The following is a 21,755-nucleotide window of genomic DNA, read 5'->3' on the forward strand; positions in this document are numbered from 1 at the left end:
AATTCTCGCACCGACCTCCGACGTTCGAACGCACGTGTCGGATGCCGCGAGTACCCTGACTGCCGTGCGAGAACTTGCGCGTGACGAGGCCCGGCGCATCGCGGTGCGAGCCGCAATGCTCGACGCCGACCGGCCCGGCGACGTCGTCGAAGTCGTCGAGTCGATCGGGCGTCTCAAGATCGACCCCACTGCGGTCATCGCCCCCTGCGAGCACACGATGCTCTGGTCGCGCATCGGATGGCAGTACGAACCCGCGCACCTCAAGAAGGCCGTCGAGAGCGACCGGCTCGTCTTCGAGTTCAACGGCACCTTCGTCGCCGGGACGCTGATGCCGTATCTGCGGACCGTTCTTCGCGAGAAGGGGCTGCTGTATCCGGGCTACCGCGCGTGGTTCGACGCGAACCAGAAGTTCAGCAAGGACGTACTCGCGCGCCTTCGCTCAGATGGGCCCCTGCCGGCATCTCAGATCGACGACACCCACCAGGTCGCCGCGAACAGCGACAGCGGCTGGTCGGGGCCCAATCAGGTGCCTCGCATGCTCGAGGCTCTCGAACTGCAGGGGCTCGTCGCCGTCTCGGCACGGCAGGGTCGCACGCGCGTCTGGGACCTCGCCGAGCGCGTGCATCCGCCCGACATGCCCGAGTACACGCGGGAGGAAGCCGAGCTTGCCCTGGAGAGCTCGCGGCTGCGGGCCCTCGGGATCGCCCGGTACAACACCGCGTCCTCGAGGATCAAGAATGTGGGCGAACCGGTCACGGTCGAAGGCAGCACCTGGAAGTGGCGGGTCGATCCCGAGGCGCTCGCTGCGCTGGATCTCGATCCGGGCGGCCGTGCGGCGATCCTCAACCCCTATGACGGCATGCTCTTCGACCGTGCACGCATCCTCGAGCTCTTCGACTTCGACTACAAGCTCGAGCAGTTCACGCCCAAGGCGAAGCGCGTCTACGGCTACTTCACGCATCCGATTCTGGTCGGTGACCGGTTCGTCGGACTGCTCGATGCGGCTCTCGACAAGAAGAAGGAGAACCTCGTCGTGACCGCGGTGCACGAAGCCGCGCCCTTCGATGACGACGACACGGAGATGGTGCGCGCAGAGATCCACGAACTCGCCGAGTGGCTCGGGGCGGGACTCCTCGGGCTCGACTGAGCACGCCGTCGGTCCTGCGCACTCGGCCGAGGACTCTCAGACCGACCGTCGCCCCTCGAACGCGCGGCCGAGGGTGACCTCGTCGGCGTACTCGAGGTCGCCGCCCACCGGCAGGCCCGAAGCGAGCCGCGTCACGCTGATCTGCAGGGTGTGCAGCAATCGCGACAGATAGGTGGCGGTCGCCTCGCCCTCGAGGTTGGGGTTGGTCGCGAGGATGACCTCCTGCACCGTGCCGTCGGCGAGCCGCTGCATGAGCTGCGCGACGCGCAGGTCGTCGGGGCCGATGCCGGCGATCGGGCTGATCGCACCGCCGAGCACGTGGTAGAGGCCGCGGAACTCGCGGGTGCGCTCGATGGCCGCGACGTCTTTCGCGTCTTCCACAACGCAGATCAGGGTCTGGTTGCGCCGCGGGTCGCGGCAGATGGCGCAGCGATCCTGCTCGGACACGTTGCCGCAGATCTCGCAGAAGCGCACCTTCTCGCGCACCTCGCCCAGCAGCTGCGACAGCTTCGACACGTCGAAGCCCGGCGTCTGCAGGATGTGGAACGCGATGCGCTGCGCGGACTTCGGCCCGATGCCCGGAAGGCGGCCGAACTCATCGATCAGGTCTTGGACGATGCCGTCGTACATGGGCTAGTGGAACCTCGTCGCTTGCTCGTAGGGCTCTTCGCGGACGAAACGCGCACCGAGCACCTGGCGGACGACCGCCTCACCGACACGCTCGATGCCGTCGTCGCGGATGCTGGTCGTCGGCACGATCGGGGCCGCCACGACGGGCACACCGTCCTCCGGAACGTCGAGGTCGGCCTCGGCGTCGTCATCGGGTTCTGCCGACGGCGCGGCCACCTCGGCGCGCGGCAGCACATCGCCCTCGTGCGGCGGCGCGATCGTCGAGACGCGGGAGGCGGTGGATGCCGCGTCTTCCGGATCGTCGTCGACGGCGAACTGCCCGGCACCCAGCGCCGGCTCGGGATCCGCCGGGATCGCGGCGACCGCCCAGTCGGTGACGGGCGCCGAGGATGCGGACGCCGCGGCACGCGCGGGCGAAGCCGCCTGCTCGGGCGGGCGCGCCGGGTCGGGGTCGTCGTCTGGCGCGGGGCCGTCGCCGGGGGCGGGATGCCGCGGCCCGGGCTGACCGCCGCCGTGACGGGCGATGTACTTGACACGCACGCCGAGCACCGCCTGGATGGCCTGTCGCAGGTCTTCGCTGGGCCCGGCACCGGCCTGCAGCTTCTTGAACTTCGCGACATCGGCCGCGCTCATGAAGTTCAGCGTCAGGACGTCGTCGGCGAACGCCACCGGTTGAGCGGTGGTCGCCACGAGCCACGATGAGCGGCTCGCGCCTTCGAGGTGCCGCAGGATGTCGGGCCATGACGCCTGCACACGGTCGATGGTGACCGGGCCGGTCGGTGCCGGTTCTGCAGGCGGCTCGGGCACGCGCTCGATCGGGGGCTCTGGTGCCGACGCAATCGGCGGCTCGGGCGCAGGCACGGGCGTCGTTTCGACCTGAGGCTCGGGCGCCGTCTCGACCGGAGGCTCGGGTGCGGCCTCGGGCGTCGTTTCGACGCGCGCCGGCGGGGCGGCCGGCGGCTCCGGTGCCCGCTCGACGACCGGTGTCGCAGGAGCGACCGGCGCCGCAGCAGGAGCGACCGGCACCGCGGGCGCGACCGGCGCCGCAGCAACGGCGACCGACGCGGAGGCGACCGGAGAAGCCGGCGCAGCGACCTGAACGGGCGCACCACCGTGCGCGAGCACGCGCGCGATCATGAGTTCGAGCTGCAGGCGCGGCGACGTGGCACCACTCATCTCATCGAGCGCCGACACGACGATGTCGGCCGTGCGCGAGAGCCTCTCGACGCCGAACCCGCCGGCCTGCTGTGCCATGCGCGCCAGCTCGTCGCCGGGAACACCGCGCAGCACTGCGGCCGCGCCCTCGCCCGTGGCCGCGACCACGATCAGGTCGCGCAGCCGCTCGAGCAGGTCGTCGACGAACCGACGCGGATCTTGCCCGGTCTGCACGACGCGGTCGACAGCGGAGAAGGCGGACGCGGCATCCTGCCCCGCAAAGGCGTCCACGACCTCATCGAGCAGCTCCGCGGGCGTGTAGCCGAGGAGCGCGACGGCACGTGCGTAGGTGACGGTCGACCCTTCGGAACCGGCGATGAGCTGGTCGAGCACCGACAGCGTGTCACGCGGCGACCCGCCACCCGCGCGCACGACCAGCGGCAGCACGCCCTGCTCGACCTGCACGCCCTCTTGCGCGCACAGCTGCTCCACGTACTCGAGCATGGCCGCGGGCGCGACCAGCCGGAACGGGTAGTGGTGCGTGCGCGAGCGGATCGTGCCGATGACCTTCTCGGGCTCGGTCGTCGCGAAGATGAACTTGACGTGCTCCGGAGGCTCTTCGACCAGCTTCAGCAGCGCATTGAACCCCTGCGGGGTCACCATGTGCGCCTCGTCAAGGATGAAGATCTTGAACCGGTCGCGCGCCGGGGCGAACACCGCACGCTCGCGCAGATCGCGCGCATCGTCGACGCCGTTGTGCGAGGCAGCGTCGATCTCGACGACGTCGAGCGATCCCCCGCCGCCGCGACCGAGCTCGATGCAGCTCTCGCACTTCCCGCACGGGGTGTCGGTGGGGCCCTCGGCGCAGTTCAGGCAGCGCGCCAGAATACGGGCGGAGGTCGTCTTGCCGCAGCCGCGCGGGCCGGAGAACAGATAGGCATGGCCCACCCGGTCGGCGCGCAGCGCGGTCATCAGCGGCTCGGTGACCTGCGCCTGCCCGATCATCTCCGCGAACGTCTCGGGCCGGTAGCGGCGGTACAGGGCTGTGGTCACCGCTCCAGCCTACGGTGTGCTCCCGACATCAGGACAGCGCTCTCTCCCACACAACAACACTGAACGAAACACCGGCCTTTGCGTCACAATTGATCACACCAGTTCGCCGCCCGAAGGAGCACCATGACCGAGTCGCCCGCCCTCACCTGGCCCGACGGCCGCCTGCTGCGCGGGGGCGCTCCCTGGCAGATGCTGGCGGGGTCGATGCACTACTTCCGCGTGCACCCCGCGCAATGGCGCGACCGCCTGCGCCGTCTCGTCGACCTGGGCGCGAACACCGTCGACACCTATATCGCGTGGAACTTCCACCAGCCGCGCGAGCGGGACGTCCCCGACTTCGCACACTGGCGCGACGTCGCGCGCTTCCTCGAGATCGCCCACGATGAGGGCCTGACCGCGGTCGTCCGACCCGGGCCGTACATCTGCGCGGAGTGGGCCAACGGCGGCCTGCCGACATGGCTCACCGGCCGCGGCATCCCGCTGCGCTGCACGGATCCGCGGTTCCTGGCCCCCGTGGCGACGTGGTTCGACGAGTTGATCCCGCGACTGGCACCGCTGCAGGCGGGCAACGGAGGCCCGATCGTGGCCGTGCAGGTCGAGAACGAGTTCGGCAGCTACGGCGACGATCCCGATTATCCGGCCGCCATGCGCGATCTGCTCACCGAGCGCGGCATCACCGAGGCGCTGTACACGGCCGACGGCCCGATGGAGGCGATGGTCGACGCCGGCGCACTTCCCGGCGCCCTCATGGCGCTCAATCTCGGATCGCGCGCCGCGGACGCGCGCGCCTTCCATGCCGCACGTCGACCCGGCGAGCCGTTCGTGTGCGGCGAGTTCTGGAACGGCTGGTTCGACCACTGGGGCCACCCGCACCACGTGCGCGGCGCGGAGAGCGCGGCCGAGACGCTCGCCGGCCTCATCGCCGACGGCGGCAGCGTGAGCGTCTACATGGCGCACGGGGGCACGAACTTCGGCACGTGGGCGGGAGCCAACGACGTGGACGGCGAGCTGCGCCCCACCGTCACGAGCTATGACTCCGACGCCGCGATCGCGGAGGACGGAACCCTGACCGAGAAGTTCTTCGCCCTGCGCGAGGTCTTCGGCCGCACCGAGCCGGTGCGCAGCGGCTCGCCGCGCTTCGTCGCGCCGACGAGCGCTCCGCTGCGTGCGGGCGCGCCGCTCGTGCGATGGACCGGGGCGGCGCAGCCGGTCACGGTGCCGTGTGCCACCGACGCGCTCGGCATCGACAGCGACCTGGCGCGCTTCGACGCCGACGTGCGCCTGCCGGCCGGCCCCGTGCGGCTCAGCCTGCACGACGTGCGCGACCGCGCCCACGTGTGGCTGGACGGGTGCTTCCTCGGTTCCGTCGACGGCGCGGGCTCGTTCGACGTCGAGCGCACCGGGCACACCTCGCGACTCACGGTGTTCGCGGAGGTCGCCGGACGCATCAACTACGGCCACCGCACCGGCGAGCACAAGGGCCTCCTCGGCCCCGTGCTCGTCGACGGGCGACGCATGGTGCAGCGCTGGGCATGCGCGCCGGTCCCCCTGGACCGTCTCGGCGAGAGCGCGCCGGCCGCGACCGACGATGCGGAGGTGGATGCCCCGGGCCCGCGATTCGCGCACGCTGAGCTCACGCTCGACGAGGCCGCCGACGCACACCTGTCGCTGCCCGGCAGCGGACGCTCTCTCGTCTGGGTCAACGGCTTCCTCCTCGGTCGGCACTGGAGCATCGGCCCGCAGCAGACCCTGTATGTGCCGGCGCCGCTGCTGCGGACGGGCCTCAACACCGTCACCCTGCTCGAGTTCGAGCGGCTCGGCGAACAGGTTCTGCTCGGCGACCACGCGGTCCTCGGCCCGCAGGAGGAGTACATCGAGGAATTCTGATCTCCGCTGGTCGGATGTCTGACGTTTAATGATCAATAGATCCCTTGTATAATCACTATTAATCATTGGCGATCATGAGAGAAGCGAGCGATGACCGAACCCTTCGTTGATGTCGAGACCGCGAGTCAGCCTGACGCCTGGCGCCGCGCCGCCGCACTGCTGCCCGAGGTGGCGGCGCTCCTTCCCGCCGTCGGCGCGCGCGTGGCGGTCGTCGGATGCGGCACGAGCTGGTTCATGGCACAGTCGTACGCCGTGCTGCGTGAGCAGGCGGGTCAGGGCGAGACCGACGCCTTCGCCGGATCGGAGTTCCCCGCAGAACGCTCCTACGACCTCGTCGTGGCCATCTCCCGGTCGGGCACGACCACCGAGATCATCGATCTGCTGGCACACACGACGTCGCCGACCCTGCTGGTGACGGCCGTCGCCGACTCGCCGGCCGCCGCCGCCGCGACATCCACCGTCGCCCTGCCGTTCGCCGATGAGCAGTCGGTCGTGCAGACCCGGTTCGCAACCACGGCGCTCGCGCTGCTGCGCGCGCACCTCGGCCATGACATCGAGGCCGCCGCTGGTGACGCCGAGCGCGCACTGCGGATCAACATCGACGAGCTGCTGAACGCCGCGCAGACGACATTCCTCGGCCGTGGTTGGACCGTGGGGCTGGCCGCCGAGGCGGCGCTGAAGACGCGCGAGGCAGCGCAGTACTGGTCGGAGTCGTACCCCGCGATGGACTACCGACACGGCCCGCTCGCCATCGCGCAGCCGGGTCGCAATGTGTGGGCCCTCGGCGAGGTGCCGGAGGGACTCGCCGACGACGTCGCCGCGACCGGCGCGACGCTCGTGCACCATGACATCGACCCGCTCGCGGCGCTCATCGTCGCCCAGCGGTTCGCCGTGGGTCTCGCGAAGGCACGTGGACTGGACCCCGACCGTCCCCGTTCGCTGACCCGCTCGGTCATCCTCGAAGGCTGACGATGGCCGCCCCGCTGCTGCGCGCCGGCGCACCGGTGCTCGCGTTCGACATCGGCGGCACGGACGTCAAGGCGACCTCGGTCGACGCGGCGGGCGAGGTGGGTCCGGTGCTGCGCGCGGCCACACCGGCGCCGTCGCCGCGCCTGGCTGACGAGCTACTGGACGTGCTCGCCGACACGGCCGCGCTCCTGCGCGCAGGCGGAGCCACCCCTGCCGCCGTCGGCGTCGCCCTGCCCGGCGTCGTCGATGACGAGGCCGGTATCGCCGTCGACTCCGAGAACCTGCGATGGGCGAACGTGCCGTTCCGTGATCTCGCCCGCGAGCGGCTCGGGCTGCCGGTCACGATCGTCCACGATGTGCGGTCGGCCACCCTGGCCGAAGCACGGGTGGGTGCCGCCCTCGGTCTCACGGATGCCCTGGTCGTCACGATCGGCACCGGAATCGCCGCGGGCCTCATCGTCGACGGCACCCTGCTCGTGCGGGGCGGTTACGCCGGAGAGCTCGGCCACGCCGTGGTCCGGCCCGGCGGCGAAGCCTGCGCCTGCGGCAACCGCGGGTGTCTGGAGGCCACCGCATCGGCCGCCGCCATCGCGCGCCGCTACAGCCGCGAGACCGGGACCCCCGTGGCCGGGGCCCGCGACGTCCTCGCACGCGTGGAGGTCGACGCCGTCGCCCGTGCCGTGTGGGAGGACGCCCTCGACGCCCTCGCGCTCGGGCTCTCGCACGCGTGCGCGCTCCTCGCCCCGCAGGCGGTCGTCGTCGGCGGCGGGCTCTCCGGCGCGGGCGAGGCGCTGCGTGCGCCGCTGCAGGAGCGACTCGATGCTCTCTTCCCTGTGCGTCGCACCCCCGTCGTCCTGGCGCGCCTGGGGGGCGACGCGGGCGTCGTCGGCGCGGCCCTGCGCGCCCGCGAGGCCATCGGAGCACCGGCGTGATCGCGACCGTCACCCCGAATCCGGCCGTCGACATCACGATCGACATCGACCCGCTCGACGTCGGCGGCACCACGCCCGCTCACGGTTCCCGGCGGCGAGCGGGCGGCAAGGGACTGAACGTCGCCCGTGTGCTCGCGCAGACGGGCCGCGCCGTGGTCGCGCTGGGGCTCGTCGGCGCCGACGAGGCCGCCTGGTTCGCCGACGACCTGCCCGGCGTCGACGTGCACCTGACACCGTGCCTCGCGCCCACCCGCCACACCTACGCCCTGGTCGACATCGCCCATTCGCGGACGAGCCAGGTCAACGAGCGCGGCACCGCCCGCAGCGCCGACGAGTGGATGCTGCTGCACGACGCCGTACGCACGGCCTGCCGCCACGCATCCTGCCTCACCGTCTCGGGCTCGCTGCCGCCGGACGCCCCCGCCGATGCCGTCACGCACCTGGTCGAAGCGGGCCGGGCCGCTGGCATCCCGGTGATCGCCGATCTCACCGGCGACGCCCTGCGCACGGCAGCATCTGCGGGCGCCGACGTCGTCAAGCCCAACCGCGACGAGCTGTGCGCGACGGTCGGCACGGACGATCCCCTCACCGGTGCCCGTGCGCTGCAGCACCTCGGCGCCGGGCTGGTCGTCGTCTCGCTCGGCGAGGACGGCCTGGTCGCCGTGCCCCGCTCGGGCGACGCCCTGCACGGCGGCCTGCCCGAGCCTGTGCAGGGCAACCCCACCGGCGCGGGTGACGCCGTCGTCGCCGCGCTCTCGGCCTGGATCGACGATGGCCTGGCCCGCGACGACCTGTCCGCGCTCGTGCGCCGCGCCGTCGCCTGGTCGGCCGCGGCCGTGCGCGCTCCGCTGGCCGGCACCCTCGACGACACCCACGACGAGCTCGCGCGCCACGTGCGGGTCTCCGCCGTCTGACCCGAACGGAGACCCATGCCTCTCGTCCCCACCGCGCAGATCCTCGACGAGGCCGAGACCGGCGCCGCCGCGTTCAACGTCGTCACCCTCGAGACCGCGGAGGCCCTGGTGCACGCGGCCGAGCAGGCCGGACGTCCCCTCATCCTGCAGATCTCGGAGAACTGCGTGCGCTTCCACGGCGCGCTGGCCCCGCTCGCCGAGGCGACGCGGGCCCTTGCCGAGGCATCCTCCGCCCGGCTGGCACTGCACCTCGACCATGCGGAGGACGCCGATCTGGCCCGTCGTGCCGTCGATCTGGGCTTCGGCTCGGTCATGTTCGACGGCGCCGCGCTGCCGTACGAGGAGAACGTGCGGGTCACCCGCGAGGTGGCGTCGCATGCGCACGCGGCCGGCGCGATGATCGAGGCGGAGCTCGGCGAGATCGGTGGTAAGGACGGCGCCCACGCCCCCGGCGTGCGCACCGACCCCGCCGAAGCGGCCGCGTTCGTCTCGGCCACGGACATCGACGCTCTGGCCGTCGCGGTCGGTTCGACGCATGCGCGCACCGACCGCACGACCCGCCTCGACCTCGACCTCATCACGCGGCTGCGCGACGCCGTCGACGTCCCGCTCGTGCTGCACGGCTCTTCCGGCGTGGCCGACCTGCACCTGCGTGAGGCGATCGACGCGGGCATCGTCAAGGTCAACGTGTCGACGCACCTCAACGGCCACTTCACGCGTGCTGTGCGCGGAGTGCTGGAAGCCGACGCCGGCATCGTCGACCTGCGTCGCTACGTCGGCCCCGGCCGAACCGCCATGGCCGCGGAGGCGGCACGGCTGATCGAAGTGATCGCGGCCGGCTGACGTCTGCACCGGACATCGGGCATCATGAGTGCAGCGGCATCCACCGCACGAGGAGGTTTCGTGGATCGCGAAGACAGGCTCTCCCACCTGGTCGACTACATCATCGCGCAGGGAACGGTGCACGTCGAAGAAGTGATGGAGAAGTTCGCCGTGTCCGGGCCCACCGCCCGGCGTGACCTGGACGCCCTCGCCGAGCAGCAGCTCGTGGAGCGCACCCGCGGCGGCGCCCGCTCCAACCCGACGTCGGCCGACCTGCCGCTGCGCCTGCGCACCTCGCGGCGCTGGCACGAGAAGAGCGCCATCGCCCGCAAGGTCGCCTCGCTCGTCGAGCCGGGGTCGGTCATCGCCTTCAACGGCGGCACGACCACCACCGCGGCGGCCTATGAGGTGGGCGTGCGGGCCGCGGCCGATCAGTCGTTCGCGGGTGCCGAGACCACCGTCGTGACGAACGCCGTCAACATCGCCAACGACCTCATCGTGCGTCCGCAGCTGCGCATCGTCGTCGTCGGCGGCGTCGCCCGCGCGCGCTCGTACGAGCTCATCGGGCCGTTGACCGGGCTCATCCTTCCCGAGATCACCATCGACACGCTGTTCCTCGGTGTGACCGCCGTCGACACGTCCCGCGGACTGTTCACGACTCACGAGGGCGAGGCGTCCGTCAACGCCGCGCTCGTCGCAGCCGCGCGCCGCACCGTCGTGCTCGCCGACGCCACGAAGTTCGCCACCACCGCGTTCGCACGCATCTGCCCCCTGGACGCCGTCGATGCCGTCATCGTCGACGACGGCATCGGCGACGGCGATGCCCGCGCCGTGCACGACGCGGGCATCGAGCTCATCCGGGCCTGAGCGACTCCTCCGCCTCAGCCCTTCACAGCACCGGCGGCCATGCCGGCCCGCCAGTAGCGCTGCAGAGCGAAGAACAGGATGACCAGCGGCAGCACGCCCAACAGCGCGCCGAGCATGACGGCGCCCTTCACCGGTGCGAAGTACGACATCATCCCGTACAGGCCGAGGGTCACCGGCTTCAGATCCGCGGAGGAGACCATCAAAAGCGGCAGCAGGAAGTTGTTCCACGTCGCCACGAAGATGAACAGGAAGATCGTCACCATCGCCGGCGCCAGCAGCCGCAGCACGATGGTGAAGAAGATCCGGGCCTCGTTCGCGCCGTCGATGCGTGCGGCCTCGATGAGCTCGGTGGGCACCGACGACTGCGCATAGACCATGCCGAGGAACACCCCGAACGGCGAGACGGCCGAGGGGATGATGATCGCCCAGATCGTGTTGACCAGCCCGAGGGTGTGGAACTCGAGGTACAGCGGCACGGTCAGCAGCGCGACCGGCAGGAGGAGGCCTCCCATGATGACGCCCACGGCGATCTTCTTGCCGGGGAAGGCGAACTTGGCGATGGCGTAGCCGGCCATGACGCTGAAGAGCGTGCCGAGCACGCCCGCAACGGTCGAGTACAGCAGCGAGTTGCCCACCCAGCGCCAGAACAGCCCCTGCGTCCAGCTCATCAGGCTGTTGTAATTGTCGATCAGGCTGTTCTTCCCGGAGAACCAGAACCCGAACGTGGTGCTCAAATCGGCGTTGCTCTTCGTCGAGGCGACGACGAGCCAGTACACCGGCACCAGGAAGTACAGGCAGGCGATGACCAGCACGACGATGGCGACGGCACGCAGTGCGGGTTTCGGTGCCATCGACAGCGGCAGCTCGTCGGCAGCCGGAACACGGCGTCGACGACGCACGACGCCGGAGGATGAGGTGGCGGTGGTGGTGGGGGCCAGCTGTGCCATCAGTCAAGCCTTCCGTCGCTGCACGAGTGCGTAGATGACGGCCATCGCACCGGCGACCACGGCCATCAGGAGGGAGAACGCCGACGCCGGGCCGTTGCCGGACGGCGAGACCTGGCCCATCAGCGAGTTGTAGGTAAGCATCATCGGTGTGTAGGCCTTGCCCATCCAGGAGTTCGCGGACTCCATGATCATCGGCTCGTTGAACAGCTGCACCGTGCCGATGATCGACAGCAGCACCGCCAGCAGCGCGGCGTTGCGCACGAGCGGGACCTTGATGCGCGTGGCGATGCGCCAGCCGGATGCCCCGTCCAGTCGTGCGGCTTCGTAGAGGTCGTGCGGAATGGCCTGCAGCGCCGCGAGGAAGATGAGCATGTTGTAGCCCGTGTACGTCCAGGTCGTCATGTTCGCCATCGACGCGAGGATCGTGCCGGGGGCCATGAAGTCGGTGCCCGCGGGCAGGAACTGCATGAACGGCGAGACCTCGGGCGTGTACAGGTACAGCCACATCATCGCCGCGATCACGCCCGGAATCGCGTACGGCAGGAAGAACGCCATGCGGAAGAACGCGACCCGGCGCACCAGCAGCGAGTCCAGCAGAAGCGCGAGCCCGAGCGCCACGATGATCATGACCGGGATCTGGAACGCGGCGTACACGAGCACACGCCCCATCCCGAGCCAGAATGCCCCGCTCGTCGCCGCGGTCACGAGGTTGTCGAACCCGACAAATGTGTCGACGAGCTCTCCCCCGCCGAACAGTCCGCCGCCCGACGGCACCTGGGAGTAGAACGCCTCGCGCACCGACACGATGATCGGGATGAGGAAGACGACGACGAACAGCACGGCGAACGGGGCCATGAACAGCCAGCCGTGCAGGCCCTCGCGTCTGATGCCGCGTCCGCGGCGGCGTGTGCCGGGGCGTGTGGCCACGGTCGTCATCGTTGCTCTCCTCGCTCGAGACGTTCGCAGGGGCGTCCCGGCCGGCCGTGGTCGGCCGGCCGGGACGCGGTGTCAGTTCCCCGCGACGGGGAGGCCGAGGTCCTTGATGGTCGACACGGCCGTCGTCTGCGCGGTCGTGAAGATGTCGGACACCGGCACATCGCCGCTGCCCGCCTTCGCCGCCGTCTCGTTCATCGTCGACAGGGCCGAGAACCCGGGCATGTAAGGGAAGTCGGGGTTCAGGTTCTGGGTGGCCGTCGCGAGCTCGGAGAGCACGTCCTGATCTCCGAACTGCTTCTTCATCTTCGTGGGGGTCGTCGGCGTGCCCTTGGCCGCCACGACGAGGCCCTGCGAGGTCAGGTCATCGACCTGCGTGTTGAACCAGTTGTTGAACTCCATGGCCTGCTCGGGGTACTCGCAGCCCTTCATGACCGACACACCGGAGCCGCCGTCGGGGCCCGTCATGGCGTCAGTGCCGAACGTCGGCAGCTGCGCGACGCGCCACTGTCCTTCGCTCTCGGTGCCGTCGAGCGGGTCGAGCAGGAAGCCCGCCTCCCACGCGGCACCGACGTGCCCGATCAGCGAGCCGTCGGTGAGCGCCTTGGTGAACGCGTCGCCCCAGCGGTCGCCGACGAACACCTGCTTGTCGTCGATGAGGCCCTGCCACAGCGCGGAGACCTGCTGCGATCCGGTGCCCTGCGTGTTCACCTGCCATTTGTCGTCGCTCGCGCCGAACCAGGTGTCGCCGGCGGCGGCGGCCTGCGCCGACAGCCAGTTCTGCGCCTCGTCGGGCGTGAACGCGGCGACGTACTTGCCGTCCTTCGACGCCGTGGCGGCGTCTGCGGCGAGCTCGTCCATCGTCGTGGGGACGGTTAGGCCGAGCTTCTTGAAGGCGGTCGCGTTGTAGAAGTAGACGAGGGGACCGGTGTCCTGCGGCAGACCGACGACCTTGTCGCCGACCTTCATCATGCCGAAGGCGCCGGCGGAGTAGTTGTCGGCGTATTTGCCGGCCTCGGTCGTGACGTCCTGCAGCAGTCCCTTGACGTACATGCCGGGAACCTCGCTGTACCCGATCTGGGCCAGGCAGGGGCCGGAGCCGGCCTTGATGTCGGTCTCGAGCTTGAGGATCATCTCGCTCGCGGCGCCGTCGAACTTGGTCGCCTTGACCTGGATGTCGGGGTGCTCCTTGTTCCATTTCGCGACGATGTCGTCGACCGGCGTCATCCCCTCACCGTCGGGAAGACGGTGCATGTAGGTGATCGTGACCGGTCCCGACGACGCGGCGTCGTCGCCCGCGTCGTTCGATCCTCCGGCGCACGCGCTCAGGCCGACGGCCAGCGTACCGACGCCCACGAGCGCGATGACGCGCCCGGCTGCTTTCTTCGATGGCATGTGTACTCCTCTTCGAGGTCAGTCATCGCGCGGACAGTGTGCGCGAAGGGTGAACTGTTGCGATCAGTATAGTGCCCTAACAATCACTTTCGATCACTATTTCGTGGAACCGCGCCCACCCCTCGCAGGCAGCCGAAAGACCCGCCCGGCGCACGCGCCGGACGGGTCTTCGAAGCGGACGTCGGTCAGCCGGCCTGGTCGATCACCGGGATCGTGGTCGTGTGCGTCGTGGGCACGGATGCCGACAGGAGCGTGCCATCGGGACGACGCTCGCCGATCAGCTCGCGCAGTGTCGGCCGGCCGGGGATGTCGGGGCCCTGGTCGGCGAGCTCGACGACGACCCGCCCGCCCGGCTCGACGGTGTACGCGTCTCCCCGCACACTGAACGGCACCGGCGCGCCGTCGCCGGCGCTGACGATCATCCGCTCCCGCTCCAGGCGCACGCGCACCGGTGTGCCCTTCCAATGGATGACGTACTCGAGGTCGTCCCACTCCTTGGGCAGCCGGGGGTCGAACGTCAGCTCTCCGACGTAGTCGCGCATCCCGCCGAAGCCCGAGACGAGCGCCGTCCAGACGCCGCCGGCCGAGGCCACATGCACGCCGTCCGACGTGTTGTGGTGCAGATCGGCGAGGTCGACGAACAGGGCGTGCTCGAAGTAGTCGTGCGCCAGCGACTGGTAGCCGACCTCGGCGGCGAGCACCGACTGCACGACGGCGGACAGCGTCGAGTCGCCCGTGGTCAGCGGGTCGTAGTACTCGAAGTCGGCGAGCTTCTCCTCGGACGTGAAGTGGTTGCCCTGCAGGAACAGCGCGAGCACCACATCGGCCTGCTTGAGCACCTGGTAGCGGTAGATCACCAGCGGGTGGAAGTGCAGCAGCAGCGGCCGCTGCGACGGCGGCGTCTTCTCGAGGTCCCAGACCTCCTTCTCGAGGAACACCTCGTCCTGAGGGTGGATGCCGAGCTGCGGGCTGTACGGGATGTGCATCGCCTCGGCGGCGCGATCCCAGGCGTCCGCCTCCGCGGGGTCGAGCTTCAGCCGCGCGAGCATGCGCCGGTACACCTCGCCGTCGCGCTCGGCCATCGCGCGCACGGTGCGCGCCGCGAAGCGCAGGTTGAAGCGCGCCATGACGTTCGTGAACAGGTTGTCGTTGACGACGGTGGTGTACTCATCGGGGCCGGTGACGCCGTGGATGTGGAACTCCTCGACCCCGTCGTGCGAGCGCCAGAAGCCGAGGGTCGCCCACAGACGCGCCGTCTCCACCACGATGTCGACGCCCTCGCGCCAGAGGAACTCGACATCACCGGTCGCTCGCACGTAGCGGGCCAGGGCGAAGGAGATGTCGGCGTTGATGTGGTACTGCGCGGTGCCGGCGGCGTAGTACGCCGAGGCCTCCTCGCCGTTGATGGTGCGCCACGGGTACAGGGCGCCGGCCTCGGTGAGCTGGTGCGCACGGCGGCGCGCCGCCGGCAGCATGAGCGAGCGCATGCGCAGGGCGTTCAGCGCCCACTGCGGCGTCGTGTACGCGAGGAACGGCAGGATGTAGATCTCGGTGTCCCAGAAGTAGTGCCCGCCGTATCCCGATCCGGTCAGGCCCTTTGCCGGAACGCCGAGCTCATCGGAGCGCGCGGCCGCCTGCGCGAGCTGGAACAGACACCAGCGCACCGCCTGCTGCAGATCGTCGCGCCCGCCGATGCGCACGTCCGAGCGCTCCCAGAACCCGTCCAGCCATGCGCGCTGACGGTCGAACTCGGTCGCGAGGTCGACGGTCGCGGCACGGTCGAGGGTGCGCCGGCAGCGGTCGACGAGCTCGCCGGCGGGGACGCCGGTGGCCGAGGTGTGGTAGCTGACGTGCTTGACGACGCGGATCGGGACGCCGGCCTTCGCCTGCACGCGGAACACGTTCTTCGCGATGTCGGGCTCGACCAGAGTGCGCGCGGTGTAGGGGTTCTCCGTCTCGATCGTGTGGTCGGCGGCGACCGCCAGCGTCATCCGCGAGTGAGAGACGGTGTAGCTGAGCACCGAGCGCAGCTTGTCCTGCCAGTACTGCTCGGGCAGCAGCACGCGCTCGGCGAACCGCTCGGACTTGCGCGGGTCGAAGCCGGCGCGGCGCGGGGCGATCGGCGTGCCGCCGTAGACGTCCTCGCCGTCCTGCCGGTTGACGATCTGGCAGCTGATCGTCACCGGGGCGTCGGCGTTCTCGACCGTGACGTCCACCGTCATGACGGCCAGGTGGCGCTCCTCGAACGACACCATCCGCTCGAAGTCGACGCGCACGCGCTTGCCGGCGGGCGTGACCCACAGGATGCTGCGCCGCAGCACCCCGTCGCGCAGGTCGAGCACGCGCTCGTACTCGCGCACGTCCGCCAGCCCGAAGGTCAGCGGCTCGTCGTCGACGTATACGCGCATGACCTTCGCGTCGGGCGCATTGATGATCGCCTGTCCGACCTCGGCGAAGCCGTACGCCTGCTCGGCGTGCCGGATCGGGAACGTCTCGTGGAAGCCGTTGATGAACGTGCCCTGCTCGTGCGCGTGACGCCCCTCGGGGTGGTTGCCGCGCATGCCGAGGTAGCCGTTGCCGACGGCGAACAGCGACTCCGTCACCCCGGCGTCGTCGAGATCGAAGTCGGTCTCGACCAGCCGCCACGGGTCGACGGGAAAACGGTCGCGATTGATCATTCGGGTCCTGTCTGAAGAAAGTACGACCCCACGAGTCTAGGAACCGCGCGGCCCGGTTTCGACCAGTTCGGCGAGATCGCCCACGACCGCGTCGGCACCGGCGGCCCAGAGCGCCTCCGCACCCACTCCCCGGTCGACCGCGAGCACCAGCCCGAAACCACCGGCCGCAGCCGAGCGCACCCCGCTCAGGGCGTCTTCGACGGCGGCCGCCCGCGCGGGCTCGACCTGCAGCATCCGTGCCGCCGTCACGAACATGTCGGGCGCCGGTTTCGAGGCGAGACCCTCGCGCTCGGCCACCGCGCCGTCGACCACGACGCCGAACCGATCGCGGATCCCGGCGGTGCGCAGCACCTCTTCGGCGTTCTTCGAGCTCGAGACCACCGCCACCGGCGTGCCGGCCGCACGCAGCAGGTCGAGCACGCGCAGCGAGCCGGGGTACGGGGCGATCCCGTCGGCACGCAGCGCCGCCTCGAAGTAGGCGTTCTTGCGGTTGCCGATGCCGCACACGGTGTCGGCCTCGGGCGGGTCGGACGGATCACCCCAGCGCACCTCGACCGATCGGCTGCGCAGCACCGCGGCGACCCCGTCGTAGCGCTTCTTGCCGTCGACGTACTCGTAGTAGTCGCGCGCGGTGTACGCCGGCCCGACGTTCCAACTCGCGAAGAGCTCGTCGAACAGGCTCTGCCAGGCGTGCATGTGCACCTCGGCGGTGGGCGTGAGCACCCCGTCGAGGTCGAACAGCACCGCGTCATAGGCGGTCAGGTCGATCCGGTCGGTCATGTCGTCCTCCTTCATGCCCCGGCGGCCTGCAGCGTCTGGCGGGCGATCTCGAGCTCTTCGTTCGTCGGCACGACCAGCACCGTGACGGCGGAGGCGTCGGTGGAGATGACGCGGATGCCGCGGTCCGGGGACTCGTTGCGCGCGGCATCCACCTCCACACCGACGAATCCGAGGGTCGCCAGCGCGTCCGCCCGCACGGCAGGGGCGTTCTCGCCGATGCCGGCGGTGAACGAGATCACGTCCGCCCCGCCCAGTTGCGCCAGGTACGCCCCGGCGTACGCCCGCAGCCGGTGCACGTACACGTCGTACGCGAGCGTCGCGGCGGCCTCGCCGCGCTGCCGGCCGGCCATCACATCGCGCATGTCGGAGAAGCCGCTGAGCCCCTTCAGCCCGCTGCGCTTGTTGAGCAGGTCGTCGAGGGCGTCGACGTCCAGGCCCGCACGCCGGTGCAGCTGGAACAGTGCGGCCGGGTCGATGTCGCCCGACCGCGTGCCCATCACGAGCCCCTCCAGTGGCGTGAAGCCCATCGACGTCTCGACCGAGCGCCCGCCGTCGACGGCCGTCACCGACGCGCCGTTGCCGAGGTGGAACACGATCTGCTTCAGCTCCGCGACCGGCCGGTCGAGGAAGGTCGCCGCCGCCTCGCTGACGTACTTGTGCGAGGTGCCGTGGAAGCCGTAGCGCCGGATGCGGTGATGCGCCGCCAGCTCCGCGTCGATCGCATAGGTGTAGGCGTCGGGCGGCAGCGTCTGATGGAAGGCGGTGTCGAACACCGCCACATGCGGCACGCCCGGGAAGGCGCGCTTGGCGGCGATGATCCCGGCGAGGTTCGCGGGGTTGTGCAGCGGCGCCAGCACCTCGAGCTCTTCGATGTTGATCTCGACGAGCGGCGTGACGAGGGTGGGCTCGAAGAACCGCGCACCGCCGTGCACGACCCGATGCCCGACCGCGTCGGGCGCGTTGTCGGCGAGATTCGGACCGTGGGCGCCGAAGTCCTCGAGCATCGCCGCGAAGCCGGCGAAGTGATCGGGGATCGGCAGCTCGCGCTCGTAGGTCGCGTCGAGCATCGTCGGGGCCGGTTCACCCTCGGCCGCCGTGACGTGCACGGTGTGCCGGCACCGGCCCGTCTCCTGCCCGATGCGCTCGACGAGTCCCGAGGCGAGGACGCCCTCGGTCTCCATGTCGAGCAGCTGGTACTTGAACGAACTCGAGCCGCTGTTGACGACGAGGACGATGCTCATGCGGTTTCTCCGGTGGTGGATGCCGTGCCCTGCGCCTGGATCGCGGTGATGGCGATCGTGTTCACGATGTCGTCGACGAGTGCGCCGCGCGACAGGTCGTTGATGGGCTTGTTCAGGCCCTGCAGCACCGGGCCGATGGCCACGGCGCCGGCGGAGCGCTGCACGGCCTTGTACGTGTTGTTGCCGGTGTTCAGGTCGGGGAAGATGAAGACCGTCGCCCGGCCCGCGACATCCGACCCCGGCATCTTGGCCGCGGCCACGGCGGCATCGGCCGCCGCGTCGTATTGGATCGGCCCCTCCACCGGCAGCCGGGGCGCCCGTTCGCGCACCAGCGCGGTGGCCTCGCGCACCTTCTCCACGTCGGCGCCGGCGCCCGACTCGCCCGTCGAGTACGACAGCATCGCGACGCGCGGCTCGATGCCGAACTGCGAAGCGGTGGCAGCCGACGAGACCGCGATGTCGGCAAGCTGCTCGCTGGTCGGATCGGGGATCACCGCGCAGTCGCCGTAGACGAGCACGCGGTCGGCGAGCGCCATCAGGAACACGCTCGAGACGACCGAGACCCCCGGCTTCGTCTTGATGATCTCGAACGCCGGCCGGATCGTGTGCGCCGTGGTGTGCGCCGCACCCGACACCATGCCGTCAGCCAAGCCCGCGTGCACCATGAGCGTGCCGAAGTACGACACGTCGGTGACGGTGTCGGCCGCCCGCGCATAGGTCATGCCCTTGTGCGCCCGCAGCCGTTCGTATTCGTGCGCGAACTTGTCGACGTGGACCGCGTCGAACGGGCTCAGCACCTGCGCCTCGCTGATGTCGATGCCCAGCTCGATGGCGCGATTGCGCACCTCGATCGGCTCGCCGAGGATCGTGATGTCGGCGATTCCCCGTGCCAGCACGGTGGCGGCGGCCCGCAGCACGCGGTCGTCGTCTCCCTCGGGCAGCACGATGCGCTTGCGGTCGTTGCGTGCCCGCTCGACGAGCTGGTAGCCGAACATGAGCGGCGTGACCACCGTCGAGCGCGCCAGGCCCAGGGCCCGTGTCAGCTCGTCGACGTCGACGTGCTGCTCGAACATCGCCAGCGCCGTGTCATAGCGGCGCTGCGAGTCGGCGGCGAGCCGCCCGCGCGTGCGCATGATGCGCAGCGCGGTCTCATACGTGCCGTACTCGGTGCTGAGGATCGGCAGCGACGAGCCGAGGCCCTCGATGAGTCGCTCGATCGCGTCCGGCAGCGGGAAGGGCCCGTTCAAGGCGATGCCGGCAAGCGACGGGAACGTGCCCGAGGCGTTGGCCAGCAGCGTCGCCAGCAGCACATCGGTGCGGTCGGCGGCCACCACGACCAGCGCGCTCTCCTGCAGCCGCGGCAGCACGTTGTCCATGGACATGCCGGCGACCACGACGTCGAGCACCTCGCGGGTCAGCAGCTCGGGGTCGCCCTTGATGAGCGTGGCGTCGAGCGAGCGCATCACTCCGCGCACGGACGGCGCCACCAGGACGCGGTCTTCGGGAAGGGCCCAGATCGGGATGCCGGAGCCGAAGGCCGAGGCATCCACCACCGACTTCACCGCCGCCGTGGTCTCGACGAGCGCCTCCGGATCAGTGCGGTTCGCGATGACCGCGAACAGCTCGGCGCGCCCGTGCACGAGCTCTGCCAGCGCCAGCGCGGTGATCTGCCCCATCTGCTCGGCGGTGCGTGGCCGTGAGGTGCCGAGCTGCTCGCCCAGCCCCTCCTGCGATCGCCCGCCCAGCACCAGCAGCACCGGCGCGCCCAGGTTCGCCGCGATGCGCGCGTTGTAGCCGAGCTCGGCCGGGCTGCCGACGTCGGTGAAGTCACTGCCGAGGATCACGACGGTGTCGCACCGCGCCTCGACGGCCTTGTAGCGCTCGACGATGACCCCCAGCGCCGCCTCGGGATCGGCGTGCACATCGTCGTAGGTGACGCCGATGCACTCGTCGTAGGCGAGGTCGACCCCGTCATGCTCGAGCAGCATGTCGAGCACGTAGTCGCGCTCGGCGGTCGAGCGGGCGATCGGCCGGAACACGCCGACGCGCGGCGTCGCATGGCTGAGCGCGTCGAGCACCCCCAGCGCGATCGTGGACTTGCCCGAATGGCCTTCGGCCGACGTGATGAAGATGCTCTGCGCCACGACTTCAGCCTAGGTGCGGGAGGGCCCGCGCGGGCGGGACCGGGCCGTGGCAATCAGCCGATCGGCGCGTCGGCGATGGGCTCCTGCGGAAGCCTGCGCACCCGCTGCCGCCGTCGGCGCCGCTCGGGGATCATCGAGCGCATCTCCTCGAGCTTGCCGAAGCACAGCAGCCGGTCGCCCACCTCGAGCACGACGCCCTTGCGCGGGTTCGGGATGACCGTGGCGCCGCGATGCACGGTGAGCACGGTGATGTCGCGCTCCCACAGCCCCGACTCGCCCAGGCTCTGCCCGACAAGCCCCGCGTCGGCGTGCACGAGCAGTTCTGCCACGCCGTAGCCCGTCGAGACGGTCAGGCGCTGGCGCACGTCGATCTCGGGGAAGCCGACCTGATTGGCGATGTAGTCGATGATCGCGCCCGCCACGTCCAGCTTGGTGGCCGTCTCGATGCCCTGCAGCCCCGGCGAGGAGTTGACCTCCATCACCAGGGGGCCGTCATCGCTCTCGAGCATGTCGACGCCCGCGACGCGCAGACCCATGATCTGCGCGCTGCGCACGGCGGTCGCCTCGAACTCGGGGTCGAGGGTGACGGGCTCGACCGTGCCGCCGCGGTGCACGTTCGAGCGGAACTCGTCGCCGTTCGCGACGCGGCGCATCGCGGCGACCACGCGGTCGCCGACCACGAGGGCGCGGATGTCGCGGCCCCGGCTCTCGGCGATGAACTTCTGGATGAGCACGTTCTGCTTCGTCGAGTGCAGCGTCTCGATGATCGCCTCGGCGACCTTGACCTGCGGCGCGAGGATCACGCCGATGCCCTGCGTGCCCTCCAGAAGCTTGATCACGACCGGCGCCCCGCCCACCCGCTCGATCGCGGGGCGCACGTCGGCGCGGTTGCGCACGAACGCCGTGGCCGGCAGCGCGATGTTGTGCCGGGAGAGGATCTGGTTCGCCCGCAGCTTGTCGCGCGCGTTCGCGATGCCGTTGGCGGTGTTGGGCGTGTACACGTCCATCTGCTCGAACTGGCGCACCACGGCCGTGCCGAAGTAGGTGATCGAGTTGCCGATGCGCGGCAGGATCGCGTCGTAGTCGCTGAGCGGTCGCCCGCGGAACCACAGGTCGGGCTCTTCGCCCGACAGATCGATCGCGAACCGGAGGGTGTTGAGCACCTTGACCCGGTGCCCGCGCTGCGCGGCGGCCGTGCGCAGCCGCTGCGTCGAATACGACTGCGGCGCGCGGGAGAGGATCGCGAGTTTCATGAGGAGTG

Annotated in this window: 17 protein-coding genes; 7 read left to right on the plus strand and 10 right to left on the minus strand. The window is 70.4% G+C overall.

The window, feature by feature from the left end:
- The first annotated feature begins 64 nt into the window (after positions 1–64).
- On the plus strand, positions 65–1,147 hold the full coding sequence (locus ABMQ42_RS08660) for a DNA glycosylase AlkZ-like family protein (RefSeq protein WP_349722552.1): 1,083 nt from the start codon (positions 65–67) through the stop codon (positions 1,145–1,147).
- A gap of 36 nt (positions 1,148–1,183) precedes the next feature.
- On the opposite strand, the gene recR is transcribed toward ABMQ42_RS08660, so the two are convergent.
- The gene (gene recR / locus ABMQ42_RS08665) at positions 1,184–1,777 is read right to left on the minus strand and encodes a recombination mediator RecR (RefSeq protein WP_349722553.1); all 594 of its coding nucleotides are present in this window, start codon (positions 1,775–1,777) and stop codon (positions 1,184–1,186) included.
- A gap of 3 nt (positions 1,778–1,780) precedes the next feature.
- Entirely contained in the window at positions 1,781–3,985 is a 2,205-nt protein-coding gene (locus ABMQ42_RS08670) for a DNA polymerase III subunit gamma and tau (RefSeq protein WP_349722554.1), read from the minus strand.
- A gap of 123 nt (positions 3,986–4,108) precedes the next feature.
- Here ABMQ42_RS08670 and ABMQ42_RS08675 point away from each other — a divergent pair, with 123 nt between their 5' ends.
- From ABMQ42_RS08675 to ABMQ42_RS08700, 6 genes are all read left to right on the plus strand, one after another.
- On the plus strand, positions 4,109–5,872 hold the full coding sequence (locus ABMQ42_RS08675) for a glycoside hydrolase family 35 protein (RefSeq protein ID WP_349722555.1): 1,764 nt from the start codon (positions 4,109–4,111) through the stop codon (positions 5,870–5,872).
- Positions 5,873–5,962: 90 nt separating this feature from the next.
- On the plus strand, positions 5,963–6,841 hold the full coding sequence (locus ABMQ42_RS08680; protein WP_349722556.1) for an SIS domain-containing protein: 879 nt from the start codon (positions 5,963–5,965) through the stop codon (positions 6,839–6,841).
- Between the two features lie 2 nt (positions 6,842–6,843).
- The gene (locus ABMQ42_RS08685) at positions 6,844–7,773 is read left to right on the plus strand and encodes an ROK family protein (RefSeq protein WP_349722557.1); all 930 of its coding nucleotides are present in this window, start codon (positions 6,844–6,846) and stop codon (positions 7,771–7,773) included.
- Positions 7,770–8,687: a 1-phosphofructokinase family hexose kinase gene (locus ABMQ42_RS08690; RefSeq protein ID WP_349722558.1), complete on the plus strand. Its 918-nt coding sequence runs from the start codon at positions 7,770–7,772 to the stop codon at positions 8,685–8,687. Before ABMQ42_RS08685 ends, ABMQ42_RS08690 begins: the two co-directional genes overlap by 4 nt.
- Before the next feature lie 15 nt (positions 8,688–8,702).
- Entirely contained in the window at positions 8,703–9,530 is an 828-nt protein-coding gene (locus ABMQ42_RS08695) for a class II fructose-bisphosphate aldolase (RefSeq protein WP_349722559.1), read from the plus strand.
- A 60-nt stretch (positions 9,531–9,590) separates the two neighbouring features.
- A complete protein-coding gene (locus ABMQ42_RS08700) occupies positions 9,591–10,376 on the plus strand; it encodes a DeoR/GlpR family DNA-binding transcription regulator (RefSeq protein WP_349722560.1) in 786 nt (261 codons plus the stop codon).
- Between the two features lie 14 nt (positions 10,377–10,390).
- Here the strand turns inward: ABMQ42_RS08700 and ABMQ42_RS08705 are convergent, their stop codons facing one another.
- The 8 genes from ABMQ42_RS08705 to ABMQ42_RS08740 form a co-directional block, all read right to left on the minus strand.
- Positions 10,391–11,323: a carbohydrate ABC transporter permease gene (locus ABMQ42_RS08705; RefSeq protein WP_349722561.1), complete on the minus strand. Its 933-nt coding sequence runs from the start codon at positions 11,321–11,323 to the stop codon at positions 10,391–10,393.
- A 3-nt stretch (positions 11,324–11,326) separates the two neighbouring features.
- A complete protein-coding gene (locus tag ABMQ42_RS08710; RefSeq protein WP_349722562.1) occupies positions 11,327–12,259 on the minus strand; it encodes a carbohydrate ABC transporter permease in 933 nt (310 codons plus the stop codon).
- 72 nt (positions 12,260–12,331) lie between these two features.
- On the minus strand, positions 12,332–13,651 hold the full coding sequence (locus ABMQ42_RS08715; protein WP_349722563.1) for an ABC transporter substrate-binding protein: 1,320 nt from the start codon (positions 13,649–13,651) through the stop codon (positions 12,332–12,334).
- Positions 13,652–13,836: 185 nt separating this feature from the next.
- On the minus strand, positions 13,837–16,329 hold the full coding sequence (locus tag ABMQ42_RS08720; protein WP_349722564.1) for a glycoside hydrolase family 65 protein: 2,493 nt from the start codon (positions 16,327–16,329) through the stop codon (positions 13,837–13,839).
- Between the two features lie 36 nt (positions 16,330–16,365).
- Complete coding sequence (locus tag ABMQ42_RS08725; RefSeq protein ID WP_349722565.1) at positions 16,366–17,109, minus strand: HAD family hydrolase; 744 nt, start codon at positions 17,107–17,109, stop codon at positions 16,366–16,368.
- 11 nt (positions 17,110–17,120) lie between these two features.
- Positions 17,121–18,350: an acetate/propionate family kinase gene (locus ABMQ42_RS08730; protein ID WP_349722566.1), complete on the minus strand. Its 1,230-nt coding sequence runs from the start codon at positions 18,348–18,350 to the stop codon at positions 17,121–17,123.
- Positions 18,347–20,494: a phosphate acetyltransferase gene (gene pta / locus ABMQ42_RS08735; RefSeq protein WP_349722567.1), complete on the minus strand. Its 2,148-nt coding sequence runs from the start codon at positions 20,492–20,494 to the stop codon at positions 18,347–18,349. Before pta ends, ABMQ42_RS08730 begins: the two co-directional genes overlap by 4 nt.
- Positions 20,495–20,547: 53 nt before the next feature.
- Positions 20,548–21,747, minus strand: a complete 1,200-nt coding sequence (locus ABMQ42_RS08740; protein WP_349722568.1) for a RimK family alpha-L-glutamate ligase — start codon at positions 21,745–21,747, stop codon at positions 20,548–20,550.
- Between the last annotated feature and the right edge of the window lie 8 nt (positions 21,748–21,755).

It is taken from the genome of Microbacterium sp. KR10-403 (genome assembly GCF_040196215.1).
GTDB lineage: Bacteria > Actinomycetota > Actinomycetes > Actinomycetales > Microbacteriaceae > Microbacterium.